Annotated in this window: 14 protein-coding genes; 12 read left to right on the top strand and 2 right to left on the bottom strand. The window is 42.2% G+C overall.

The window, feature by feature from the left end:
• Window positions 1–27 precede the first annotated feature (27 nt).
• The 8 genes from M1G01_RS04845 (at window position 28) to brnQ (ending at window position 8150) form a co-directional block, all read left to right on the top strand.
• Window positions 28–729: a M57 family metalloprotease gene (locus M1G01_RS04845; RefSeq protein WP_000498563.1), complete on the top strand. Its 702-nt coding sequence runs from the start codon at window positions 28–30 to the stop codon at window positions 727–729.
• Between the two features lie 101 nt (window positions 730–830).
• Window positions 831–2678 carry an excinuclease ABC subunit UvrC gene (gene uvrC / locus M1G01_RS04840; protein ID WP_001061160.1) on the top strand — a complete coding sequence of 616 codons (1848 nt, stop codon included), beginning with the start codon at window positions 831–833 and terminating at the stop codon, window positions 2676–2678.
• A complete protein-coding gene (locus tag M1G01_RS04835) occupies window positions 2668–3522 on the top strand; it encodes a metallophosphoesterase family protein (RefSeq protein WP_001015771.1) in 855 nt (284 codons plus the stop codon). The genes uvrC and M1G01_RS04835 overlap by 11 nt, the downstream gene beginning before the upstream one ends.
• A gap of 174 nt (window positions 3523–3696) precedes the next feature.
• Window positions 3697–4302, top strand: coding sequence for a nitroreductase family protein (locus M1G01_RS04830; RefSeq protein ID WP_247931287.1), 606 nt, complete (start codon window positions 3697–3699; stop codon window positions 4300–4302).
• 9 nt (window positions 4303–4311) lie between these two features.
• The gene (gene pepV / locus M1G01_RS04825; protein WP_070838016.1) at window positions 4312–5712 is read left to right on the top strand and encodes a dipeptidase PepV; all 1401 of its coding nucleotides are present in this window, start codon (window positions 4312–4314) and stop codon (window positions 5710–5712) included.
• Window positions 5713–5765: 53 nt separating this feature from the next.
• Complete coding sequence (locus tag M1G01_RS04820; protein ID WP_247931286.1) at window positions 5766–6356, top strand: uracil-DNA glycosylase family protein; 591 nt, start codon at window positions 5766–5768, stop codon at window positions 6354–6356.
• On the top strand, window positions 6353–6640 hold the full coding sequence (locus M1G01_RS04815) for a rhodanese-like domain-containing protein (protein WP_247931285.1): 288 nt from the start codon (window positions 6353–6355) through the stop codon (window positions 6638–6640). The genes M1G01_RS04820 and M1G01_RS04815 overlap by 4 nt, the downstream gene beginning before the upstream one ends.
• Before the next feature lie 184 nt (window positions 6641–6824).
• Window positions 6825–8150: a branched-chain amino acid transport system II carrier protein gene (gene brnQ / locus M1G01_RS04810; RefSeq protein WP_001074590.1), complete on the top strand. Its 1326-nt coding sequence runs from the start codon at window positions 6825–6827 to the stop codon at window positions 8148–8150.
• A gap of 48 nt (window positions 8151–8198) precedes the next feature.
• Here the strand turns inward: brnQ and M1G01_RS04805 are convergent, their stop codons facing one another.
• Window positions 8199–8750: a DUF1307 domain-containing protein gene (locus tag M1G01_RS04805; RefSeq protein ID WP_000855328.1), complete on the bottom strand. Its 552-nt coding sequence runs from the start codon at window positions 8748–8750 to the stop codon at window positions 8199–8201.
• Between the two features lie 316 nt (window positions 8751–9066).
• A complete protein-coding gene (locus tag M1G01_RS04800) occupies window positions 9067–9618 on the bottom strand; it encodes a DUF1307 domain-containing protein (RefSeq protein WP_049505244.1) in 552 nt (183 codons plus the stop codon).
• Between the two features lie 138 nt (window positions 9619–9756).
• Between M1G01_RS04800 and M1G01_RS04795 the strand changes: the two genes are divergently transcribed.
• From M1G01_RS04795 to rplK, 4 genes are all read left to right on the top strand, one after another.
• Window positions 9757–10794, top strand: a complete 1038-nt coding sequence (locus tag M1G01_RS04795) for a M42 family metallopeptidase (RefSeq protein WP_084922034.1) — start codon at window positions 9757–9759, stop codon at window positions 10792–10794.
• A 1-nt stretch (window position 10795) separates the two neighbouring features.
• Complete coding sequence (locus M1G01_RS04790) at window positions 10796–11257, top strand: HIT family protein (protein ID WP_247931284.1); 462 nt, start codon at window positions 10796–10798, stop codon at window positions 11255–11257.
• A 14-nt stretch (window positions 11258–11271) separates the two neighbouring features.
• Window positions 11272–11988 (top strand): LD-carboxypeptidase LdcB/DacB, encoded by a 717-nt coding sequence (gene ldcB / locus M1G01_RS04785; protein ID WP_044021158.1) that lies wholly within the window; start codon window positions 11272–11274, stop codon window positions 11986–11988.
• Window positions 11989–12110: 122 nt separating this feature from the next.
• On the top strand, window positions 12111–12536 hold the full coding sequence (gene rplK, locus M1G01_RS04780) for a 50S ribosomal protein L11 (RefSeq protein WP_001085808.1): 426 nt from the start codon (window positions 12111–12113) through the stop codon (window positions 12534–12536).
• Window positions 12537–12543: the final 7 nt, after the last annotated feature.

The raw sequence follows: 12543 nt of genomic DNA, 5'->3' as shown, positions 1-12543 counted from the left end.
TTCTTATTTTTATGAAAGGTGGGCGTCATGTTCTGGATTATTCGATTATTGTTCCGATTTCTTTTGGGAATTTGGCGTTTCTTCTGGCGTCTGGTTTGGACTGTGGTCATTCTACTGCTCATTGCCTTTGGAGTGGTTTGGTATCTGTCTGGTGATTTTCATTCTGCGGTCAATCAGGTTGAAAAAATGAGCAAGATTGGTCAAGGTGGCTGGAATCAATGGAAGGAGACGGGAACGCTGGAAGTCTTGTCTCAGACAGACAGTCACCAACATGCAGAAGGCAAGTGGGCTCAAGCTTCAGCTCGCATCTATATTGAGCCTCAAATGGATGAGACCTTTCAAGGTGCCTATGCAGAAGCCATAAAAAACTGGAATCAAACGGGAGCCTTTACCTTTGAGGTGGTTGCGGATCCTAGTCAGGCAGATATTGTGGCAAGTGAAATGAATGATGGATCGACTGCTGTAGCAGGTCAAGCCGAGAGTCAAACCAATTTGTTAACCAAACAATTTATATCTGTAACGGTTCGCCTGAATCACTATTATCTATCCAATCCAAACTATGGTTATTCTTATGAACGGATCGTGCACACGGCGGAGCACGAGCTGGGGCATGCCATCGGATTGGATCATACCAACGAAACTTCTGTCATGCAGCCAGCAGGTTCTTACTATGGAATTCAGCCTCAGGATGTGAAGGCTGTTCAAGAACTCTATACCAGAAGCGACTAGATGAAGTCGGTGCAATCTGAAATGAAATCAAAGCTCCTCCATCAAGTGATTGGTGGGGCTTTTTGTTCGTCCTGTTACGGCCTTTTTGTTATAATGGAACTATGAATAACTTGATCAAATCAAAACTGGAGCTCTTGCCGACCAGCCCCGGTTGCTACATTCACAAGGATAAAAACGGCACCATTATTTATGTAGGAAAGGCTAAAAATCTGCGCAATCGCGTGCGGTCTTATTTCCGTGGAAGTCATGATACCAAGACGGAGGCTCTGGTGTCTGAAATTGTGGATTTTGAATTTATCGTCACTGAGTCCAATATTGAGGCACTTCTCCTAGAAATCAACCTGATTAAGGAAAATAAGCCCAAGTACAATATTATGCTCAAGGATGATAAGTCCTATCCCTTCATCAAAATCACCAATGAGCGTTATCCTCGCTTGATTATCACCCGTCAGGTCAAAAAGGACGGAGGTCTTTATTTTGGACCTTATCCTGATGTGGGAGCGGCCAATGAAATCAAGCGACTACTGGATCGGATTTTTCCTTTTCGGAAATGTACCAACCCGCCGTCTAAGGTTTGTTTTTACTACCATATCGGCCAATGTATGGCCCACACCATCTGTCAGAAAGATGAGGCTTATTTCAAGTCCATGGCTCAGGAGGTTTCTGATTTCCTAAAAGGACAGGATGACAAAATCATCGATGACCTCAAGGGGAAGATGGCATCCGCAGCTCAAAGTATGGAGTTTGAACGTGCGGCGGAATACCGTGACCTGATTCAGGCGATTGGAACACTTCGGACCAAGCAAAGGGTCATGGCTAAAGATTTGCAAAATCGGGACGTCTTTGGCTACTATGTGGATAAGGGCTGGATGTGTGTTCAGGTTTTCTTTGTCCGTCAGGGAAAACTCATCGAGCGGGATGTCAATCTTTTCCCCTACTACAATGATCCAGATGAGGACTTCTTGACCTACGTGGGACAATTCTATCAAGAAAAATCTCACCTGGTTCCCAATGAAGTATTGATTCCGCAGGATATTGACGAAGAAGCCGTCAAGGCCTTGGTGGATACCAAGATTCTCAAACCCCAACGTGGGGAAAAAAAACAACTGGTCAATCTAGCCATCAAAAATGCCCGTGTTAGTCTGGAGCAGAAGTTCAATCTGCTAGAAAAATCAGTCGAAAAGACCCAAGGAGCTATTGAAAATCTGGGACGCTTGCTCCAAATCCCGACCCCAGTCCGTATCGAGTCCTTTGATAACTCTAATATCATGGGAACCAGTCCTGTTTCAGCTATGGTGGTCTTTGTCAATGGCAAACCGAGTAAAAAAGACTACCGAAAGTACAAGATAAAAACGGTTGTTGGCCCAGATGACTATGCTAGTATGCGAGAGGTTATTCGCAGACGTTATGGCCGAGTTCAACGTGATGGTTTAACCCCGCCAGATTTGATTGTGATTGATGGGGGACAAGGTCAAGTCAATATCGCAAAGCAAGTCATCCAAGAAGAGCTAGGTTTGGATATCCCAATTGCAGGTCTGCAAAAGAATGACAAGCACCAAACCCATGAACTGCTCTTTGGAGATCCACTGGAAGTGGTGGAGTTGTCTCGCAATTCTCAAGAATTCTTTCTCCTCCAACGCATCCAGGATGAGGTGCACCGCTTTGCTATCACCTTCCACCGCCAACTGCGCTCAAAAAATTCCTTTTCTTCACAACTGGATGGGATTGACGGTCTGGGACCTAAACGCAAACAGAATCTCATGAAGCATTTTAAATCTCTCACTAAAATCAAGGAAGCTAGTGTGGATGAAATTGTCGAAGTGGGTGTGCCAAGAGCAGTCGCAGAAGATGTGAAAAGAAAGTTGAACCCTCAGGAAGAAGTGGAATTGGCTCAAGTGGCGGAAGAAAGAGTGGACTACCAAACAAAAGGAGATTATGATGAACCATAAAATCGCAATTTTATCAGATATTCATGGAAATGTGACTGCCTTAGAAGCAGTGATTGCAGATGCTAAAGCACAAGGAGTCAGTGAATACTGGCTCATGGGAGACATTTTCCTCCCTGGTCCAGGTGCAAATGACTTGGTCGCTCTGTTAAAGGAACTTTCTATCACTACAAGTGTTCGAGGCAATTGGGATGATTGTGTCCTTGAGGCTTTAGATGGGCAATATGGCTTGGAAGACCCACAGGAAGTCCAGCTCTTGCGTATGACGCAGTATTTGATGGAGCGAATGGATCCTGCAACGATTGACTGGCTACGAAGCTTACCTATGCTAGAAAAGAGAGAAGTTGACGGACTGCGTTTTTCTCTTTCTCATAATTTGCCAAATAAGAACTATGGTGGTGACTTGCTAGTTGAGAATGATACAGAGAAATTTGACCAACTCCTAGATGATGAAGTTGATGTGGCAGTCTATGGTCATGTTCACAAGCAGTTGCTTCGTTATGGCAGTCAAGGGCAACAAATCATCAATCCAGGGTCGATTGGCATGCCCTATTTTAATTGGGAGGCGTTAAAAAATCACCGTGCCCAGTATGCTGTGATAGAAGTAGAATATGGGGAATTAGTAAACATTCTATTCCGAAAAGTTGCTTATGACTATGAAGCAGAGTTAGAATTGGCCAAGTCCAAGGGGCTTCCTTTTATCGAAATGTATGAAGAACTACGCCGAGATGACAACTATCGGGGGCACAATCTAGAACTCTTAGCTAGTTTAATTGAAAAGCATGGGTATGTTGAGGATGTGAAGAAATTTTTGGAGGCTATAAAGTCAGAATATAAGGTAGACTAGTTTCTTAAAACCCCTGAAAATTAGTTGGAACTGGATGAGGAAAAATCTGATTTTAATGATAAGTTTAAATCCAGGACTTCATCCGTGTTCCAATTTCTTTCTATGAAAAATCTCTGCAAGCTCTTTCAAAATATGGTAGAATGGATGCAGTAGAATTAGAAAAGGAAATCGATTATGAAATTTCTTGAATTAAATAAAAAACGTCAAACGACTAAGCATTTTACTGATAAACCGGTAGATCCCAAAGATGTGCGTACGGCTATCGAAATCGCAACCTTGGCCCCAAGTGCCCACAACAGCCAGCCATGGAAGTTTGTGGTTGTTCGTGAGAAAAATGCTGAATTGGCAAAATTGGCTTATGGTTCGAACTTTGAGCAGGTATCAGCAGCACCTGTAACCATTGCCTTGTTTACCGACACAGATTTGGCTAAACGTGCTCGTAAGATTGCCCGAGTTGGCGGCGCTAATAACTTCTCTGAAGAGCAACTTCAATATTTTATGAAGAATCTGCCAGCTGAATTTGCGCGTTACAGTGAACAACAAGTCAGCGACTACCTAGCCCTCAATGCAGGTTTGGTTGCCATGAACTTGGTTTTGGCTCTGACAGACCAAGGAATCGGTTCTAACATTATTCTTGGATTTGACAAATCAAAAGCCAACGAAGTTTTGGACATTGAAGACCGATTCCGTCCAGAACTCTTGATCACAGTTGGATACACAGATGAGAAATTGGAACCAAGCTACCGCTTGCCAGTAGATGAAATTATCGAGAAGAGATAGGAAGAAAAAATGACAGTTATTGATTTTACAGCAGAAGTAGAAAAACGCAAAGAAGACCTCTTGGCTGACTTGTTTAGCCTTTTGGAAATCAACTCAGAACGTGATGACAGCAAAGCCGATGCTGAGCATCCATTTGGACCTGGTCCAGTAAAAGCCTTGGAAAAATTCCTTGAAATCGCAGACCGTGATGGCTATCCAACTAAAAATGTTGATAACTACGCAGGACATTTTGAGTTTGGTGAAGGAGAAGAAGTTCTCGGAATCTTTGCTCACATGGACGTGGTGCCAGCTGGTAGCGGTTGGGACACGGACCCTTATACACCAACTATCAAAGACGGTCGCCTTTATGCGCGTGGAGCTTCAGACGACAAGGGGCCTACAACAGCTTGTTACTATGGTTTGAAAATCATCAAAGAATTGGGGCTTCCAACTTCTAAAAAAGTTCGTTTCATCGTCGGAACAGATGAAGAATCAGGCTGGGCAGACATGGACTACTACTTTGAACATGTAGGACTTGCGAAACCAGACTTCGGTTTCTCTCCAGATGCTGAATTCCCTATCATCAATGGTGAAAAAGGGAATATCACAGAATATCTCCATTTTGCAGGTGAAAATACTGGTGCAGCTCGCCTTCACAGCTTCACAGGTGGTTTGCGTGAAAACATGGTACCTGAATCAGCAACAGCAGTTGTTTCAGGTGACTTGGCTGACTTGCAAGCTAAACTAGATGCTTTTGTTACAGAACACAAACTCAGAGGAGAACTCCAAGAAGAAAACGGCCAGTACAAGGTGACTGTGATTGGTAAATCAGCTCATGGTGCTATGCCTGCATCAGGTGTCAATGGTGCGACCTACCTTGCCCTTTTCCTCAGCCAGTTTGACTTTGCAGGACCTGCAAAAGACTACCTTAACATCGCTGGTAAGATTCTTTTGAACGACCATGAGGGTACAAATCTCAAGGTTGCTCATGTAGATGAAAAGATGGGTGCCCTTTCTATGAATGCCGGTGTCTTCCGCTTTGATGAAACAAGTGCTGACAATACGATTGCCCTCAACTTCCGTTATCCAAAAGGAACAAGTCCAGAGCAAATCAAGTCAATCCTTGAAAACTTGCCAGTTGCTTCTGTTAGCCTTTCTGAACACGGTCACACCCCTCACTATGTACCGATGGAAGATCCACTTGTGCAAACCTTGTTGAATGTTTATGAAAAACAAACTTGTCTTAAAGGTCACGAGCAAGTCATCGGTGGTGGTACCTTTGGTCGTTTACTGGAACGTGGGGTTGCCTACGGTGCGATGTTCCCAGACTCAATCGATACCATGCACCAAGCCAACGAATTTATCGCCTTGGACGATCTCTTCCGAGCAGCAGCAATCTATGCTGAAGCTATTTATGAACTGATCAAATAAAATGATAGAAGTCTGAGATTGTATGCTTGGACTTCTTTTTGGAGGGAAAACAGATGTCTCAAATTGAAAGAATCAAGCAAGCCATTATGGCGGATCCGCAAAATACCAGCTATACAGAACGCGGAATCGAACCTCTCTTTGCGGTGCCAAAAACTGCCCGTATCAATATTGTCGGTCAGGCTCCTGGGCTTAAAACGCAAGAAGCTGGGATTTATTGGAAGGATAAGAGTGGCGATCGCTTGCGTGAGTGGCTAGGTGTGGATGAGGACACCTTTTACAATTCAGGTTATTTTGCAGTTCTGCCCATGGATTTCTACTTTCCGGGGCATGGCAAGTCAGGCGACCTTCCACCTCGTAAAGGCTTTGCCGAAAAATGGCACCCACAACTCTTGCAAGAGTTGCCCGATATCCAATTAACTCTCTTGATTGGACAATATGCCCAAGCCTATTATTTACATGAAAAAGTTAGTGGCAAGGTGACAGAACGGGTAAAACACTACAAAGACTATCTACCAGAATTTTTCCCTCTGGTGCACCCCTCACCACGAAATCAAATCTGGATGGCCAAAAATCCTTGGTTTGAGTCAGAAGTAGTGCCCGATTTGAAAAAAAGAATTCAAAAGATTCTTGGAGAAACAAAATGAAAGAAATTACTTTTAACGATTTTTACCAGCTTTATCAAAATGAGCAACTTTCTCTAGTGGACGTGAGAGAAGTAGAAGAGTTCCAGACGCTTCATTTAGAAGGTGCTCAAAACCTACCACTTAGTCAATTGGCTGATACTTATGAACAACTAGACAAAGACCAGCTTTACTACGTGATTTGTAAATCTGGGATGAGGTCAGCACGTGCTTGTCAATTTCTAGCTGAACAAGGTTATGACGTTATCAATGTCCAAGGCGGAATGACGGTCTTTGAAAATCTTTAAACCTATATGGCGATAGATCCTAGTCTTCCCTTGCTCGGTTCCAACTGAGTGAGGGATTTTGTTTTTAGATAATTCTTATTTTTAAAAATATTGAAAACATTCAATGATTAATTTTGGATACTTTTTTCAGAGTCTTAATCATGGTATACTAGGTCAGTATTTTAGAAATATGAAGGAGATTTTTATGGCTAAAAAAGGTGCCCTAACAGGCTTGCTCCTGTTTGGAATATTTTTTGGTGCGGGGAACTTGATTTTTCCGCCTTCTCTAGGTGCCCTATCTGGAGAACAGTTTCTTCCTGCCATCGCAGGTTTTGTATTTTCGGGTGTTGGGATTGCTGTCCTAACGCTCATCATCGGAACGCTCAATCCTAAAGGATACATTCACGAGATTTCTAAGAAAATCTCACCTTGGTTTGCGACACTTTATCTTGCAGTCCTCTATCTATCGATTGGCCCCTTCTTTGCCATTCCACGTACAGCAACAACAGCTTACGAAGTTGGGATTAGTCCCCTCTTGTCTGAAGCAAATAAAGGCCTAGGATTGATTATCTTTACCGTGCTTTACTTTGCCGCAGCCTATCTGATTTCACTCAATCCATCAAAGATTTTGGACCGTATCGGACGAATCTTGACACCAGTCTTTGCTTTGTTGATCGTTATCTTGGTTGTACTAGGTGCCTTCAAATACGGTGGAACAAGTCCTCAAACTGCGTCAGCTGCTTATCAAGCTTCTGCCTTTGGTACAGGTTTCCTAGAAGGTTATAATACCTTGGATGCTCTTGCTTCAGTGGCCTTTAGTGTGATTGCTGTTCAAACCTTGAAACAACTTGGATTTTCAAGTAAGAAAGAATACATCTCAACTATTTGGGTTGTTGGTATTGTGGTAGCTCTTGCCTTTAGCGCTCTCTACATCGGTTTAGGATTCCTTGGAAATCATTTCCCAGTACCAGCAGAAGTGATGAAGGGTGGAACACCAGGCGTTTATATCTTGTCACAAGCAACTCAGGAAATCTTTGGTTCAACAGCTCAGCTCTTTCTTGCTGTTATGGTAACTGTAACCTGTTTCACAACGACAGTTGGCTTGATTGTGTCGACAGCAGAGTTCTTTAACGGACGTTTCCCACAAATCAGTTACAAGGTCTATGCAACTGCCTTTACCTTGATTGGGTTTGCTATTGCTAATCTTGGCCTTGATGCAATCATTAAGTACTCAGTGCCAGTACTTGTAATCTTGTACCCAATCACCATCTCCATTGTGATGATCGTGATTGTGAATAAGTTTGTACCCTTATCAAAACCGGGCATGCAGTTAACCATTAGCCTTGTTACAGCTATTGCTCTTGCAAGCGTTCTTGGAAGTTCCTTTAAGATTGAGTTTCTTGAAAATCTGATTAATGCCCTTCCGTTTGCGTCAGCCTCTCTTCCATGGCTAGTGCCAGCTATTATCGGAATCTTGCTTTCGCTGGTTCTACCAAACAAACAAGAGAGTGATGTTTTTGAGATGGAATAAAAAAATTCTTGGTCAACGACCAAGAATTTTTTGTATAAGCACGACTCGTTAGTTGGTTTGTTCAGTATAACCAGCCTCTTTAAGCATTTTTCTAGTTTTTAGGAAACTTACACGGCTTCCAGAGCCAGAAACTTCATTTGGCATTGCTTTTTTCATCTCTTCGAGATTCACAACAGTCATGTCAACCTCCATGCTATGGATGACTTTTCCATCTTTGAATTCGATATTTTGTGTAATGCCTTTAAGTCCTTCCTCCTTTTTATAAGTTTTCACGATAAGTTCTTTAATCTCTTCTGCTGACTTGTCCAGTATTTCAGGGTCAAAAACATTATAGACTTCTTGTTTTACAACATCATCCCCCTTAACAGTGTATGTCAAGGTAGAAGTTCTTCCGGGATTGCTATTGTGAACAAATGTGTGGGTTTCTGTCTCATCTTTCTTTTCAGATGATTGTTGGCTGCTTTGTTTGGTCTCGCTTGACTGAGTTGTTGTGTCTTCTTTGGTACTGCTGCTAGCAGGTGTAGATGCTTGTTTGGAGCATCCGAGCAGGAGGACAAGTGAAGCCACTAGGGCTAGTGAAGTTTTAACAAGAGTTTTCATAAAATTTCCTTTCATAATCAAAGTATTTTGTATTATAACATGATTCTACTACAAAATCAACTAGACCTCCCCTCTCATCTGATTTGACATGACAATGAACAGAAACTAGTCTGACGATTAAAGTTTTGTCTCTATCTGTTTCAAAAATTTTTTATCGTATGGATTGAAAAGTGGGAAGTTTTAAATGCACTTTTTATGGGATTTGGAGGAATCTATCGGACTCATCAGTTAGGAATATAGTAAAATACCCCAAGAGTCAGAGTTGTGTCTAACTTTTGGGGTGGACCTACACTAGTCTATATGAAATTTTGGGAGATTAGTTCGTCTTTTCTGTGAATCCCATTTTTTCCAGTGCTTTTTTAGAATTTGAGAAACTGACACGATTACCGATACCAGAATATTCTTCAGGAAGTGCTTTTCTAAGTTCGCTAATGCTTGCAACTGAGAAATCAACTTCTAGATCTTGAACAACTTTTCCATCTTTGATTTCAATCGTTTGTTTAACACCTTTGAGTCCATTATAACCTTTGTACTTTTCTTCGATAAAACTCTTGACATCTTCTGGAGTTGCACCAAGGATTTCAGGATCAGCAATGTTATTAGCTGATTGCTTGATAACATTGTCCCCCTCTACAGTATAAACCAAGGTAGAAGTGATTCCAGAATTATTTTTGTTTACAAAGGTATGTGTCTTAGTTGTTTCCTTCTTTTCAGATGATTGTTGGCTGCTTTGTTTGCTCTCACTTGACTGAGTTGTTGTGTCTTCTTTGGTACTGCTGTTGGTAGGTGTTGATGCTTGTTTGGAACATCCGAGTAGGAGGACAAGTGAAGCCACAAGGGCTAGTGATACTTTAAAGTATGATTTCATATTTTTACTTTCCTTTCATAATCAAAGTATTTGTATTATAACATGAATCTATAGTGAAAGCAACTAAACACAGTTTTTCTCCTTTTGAGAAGGAGTCTGACTAGAAAAATGTTATAATGGTAGGAAAGAGGTGAAGAAATGAATCAGACTATAAACTATATCAAAGAACTAACCGCTATTGCATCTCCAACGGGCTTTACTCGTGAGATCTCAGACTATCTAGTCTATACTTTAGAGAAACTTGGTTACCAGCCTATTCGAACAGCTAAGGGTGGTGTCAATGTAACAATCAAAGGTCAAAACGATGAACAACATCGCTATGTAACTGCCCATGTGGACACACTCGGAGCCATTGTACGTGCTGTCAAACCTGATGGACGTCTCAAATTGGACCGGATCGGTGGTTTTCCTTGGAACATGATTGAGGGAGAAAACTGTACCGTTCATGTGGCTAGCACAGGTAAAACGGTATCTGGGACCATCCTCATCCATCAGACTTCTTGTCATGTCTACAAGGATGCAGGAACTGCAGAACGTACGCAGGACAATATGGAAGTGCGTTTGGATGCAAAAGTGACCAATGAAAAAGAAACCCGCGCCATGGGCATTGAGATCGGTGATTTTATCAGCTTTGACCCGCGAACTGTCGTGACAGAGACTGGTTTTATCAAGTCTCGTCACTTGGACGACAAGGTCAGCGCGGCAATTCTGCTCAATCTTCTTCGTGTTTATAAGGAGGAGGGAATTGAGTTGCCAGTAACAACTCATTTTGCCTTTTCAGTCTTTGAAGAGGTTGGTCACGGTGCCAACTCCAATATTCCAACTCAAGTGGTGGAATATCTAGCTGTAGATATGGGAGCTATGGGCGATGACCAGCAGACGGATGAGTATACAGTGTCTATCTGTGTCAAGGACGCTTCAGGCCCCTATCACTATGACTTCCGTCAACACTTGGTAGCTTTGGCGAAAGAGCAAGGTATTCCATTTAAGCTCGACATCTATCCATTTTACGGATCGGACGCTTCGGCAGCTATGTCAGCAGGAGCAGAGGTCAAACACGCCCTCCTTGGAGCTGGTATTGAATCCAGTCACTCTTACGAACGAACACACATTGATTCGGTCGTGGCGACTGAGCGTATGGTTGATGCCTATCTCAAGAGTGCATTGGTAGACTAATATGTGCTTAATCTGTCAGAGAATTGAATGGATTAAGGCAGGGGAAAACCCCTACTTTGTAAAAGAACTAGAAACAGGCTATGTTGTTATTGGAGACCACCAATACTTTAAGGGCTATACCTTATTTCTAGCAAAGGAGCATGTCACAGAACTCCACCATATGGAGACTTCTGAAAAATTGCGTTTTCTAGAGGAAATGAGTTTGGTCCAAGAAGCTGTTGCCAAAACGTTTAAAGCTGAAAAGATGAACATCGAACTTTTAGGAAATGGAGATGCCCACGCTCACTGGCACCTCTTTCCAAGACGGTCAGGTGATATGAAAGGGCATGGATTGAATGGCCGTGGGCCAGTCTGGTGGGTGCCTTGGGAAGAAATGGCGGCAGAAGATTGCCAAGTGAAATCCCATGAGTTGGAACAAATGATTAAAGCCTTATCCGATGAATTAGAGAAGCACTTGGTCTAAGAGAGGAAGAAAAAATGAAAAAAAGATACATTGTTTTATCTGGTTTGCTGGCAGTAACCCTAGCAGCATGTTCTCAAGAAAAACCTAAAAATGAAGAAAACACTCAAAAAACGGAACAAACTAGTCAACCTGAAGGAACTGTAGGGAGCAAATCTCAAGCCTCTAGTCAGAAAAAGGCAGAAGTTGTCAATAAGGGAGACTACTATAGTATTCAAGGGAAGTACGATGAAATCGTCATAGCTAATAAGCACTATCCTTTGTCAAAAGACTATAATCCAGGAGAAAATCCAACAGCTAAAGCAGAGTTGCTGAAGCTCATTGCAGCAATGCAAGCAGCTGGCTACCCAATCAGCGATCACTACAGTGGTTTTAGAAGTTATGAAACTCAAACCAAACTTTATCAAGACTATGTGAATCAAGATGGTAAGGAAGCTGCTGATCGCTACTCAGCTCGCCCAGGTTATAGTGAACACCAAACAGGTCTTGCATTTGACCTTATTGGGACAGATGGAGATTTAGTTACTGAAGAAAAGGCGGCCCAGTGGCTCTTGGATCATGCGGCTGACTATGGCTTTGTTGTTCGCTATCTCAAAGGCAAGGAAAAAGAGACTGGCTACATGGCGGAAGAATGGCATCTTCGCTACGTCGGAAAAGAAGCCAAAGAAATTGCTGCAAGTGGTCTCAGTTTGGAAGAGTACTATGGCTTTGAAGGCGGAGATTACGTCGATTAAAAAAGTAATTTTTCTCTTGCATTTTTAGATAAATAGTGTATAATAGAAAGGTATGTGTAAAGCATACTTGTGGGAGGTAAAAATCTCTAATTACCGCCAAAACCACAAAGGAGGATTTAAAAATGGCTAAAAAAGTCGAAAAACTTGTAAAATTGCAAATCCCTGCTGGTAAAGCTACACCAGCTCCACCAGTTGGACCTGCTCTTGGTCAAGCTGGTATCAACATCATGGGATTCACAAAAGAGTTCAACGCTCGTACAGCTGACCAAGCTGGGATGATCATTCCAGTTGTTATCTCAGTATACGAAGACAAATCATTTACTTTCGTTACAAAAACACCACCAGCTGCTGTTCTTTTGAAAAAAGCTGCAGGTGTTGAAAAAGGATCAGGTACACCTAACAAAACTAAAGTTGCTACAGTTACTCGTGCACAAGTACAAGAAATTGCAGAAACTAAGATGCCAGATTTGAACGCAGCAAACATTGAGTCTGCAATGCGTATGATCGAAGGTACTGCTCGTTCTATGGGATTCACTGTTGTTGACTAATCAATAA

The sequence above is a fragment of the Streptococcus oralis genome, from assembly GCF_023110055.1.
Taxonomy (GTDB): domain Bacteria; phylum Bacillota; class Bacilli; order Lactobacillales; family Streptococcaceae; genus Streptococcus; species Streptococcus oralis_BY.
Note: the sequence above shows the minus strand (reverse complement) of the source record. Positions and strands in the feature narration are given on the sequence as shown.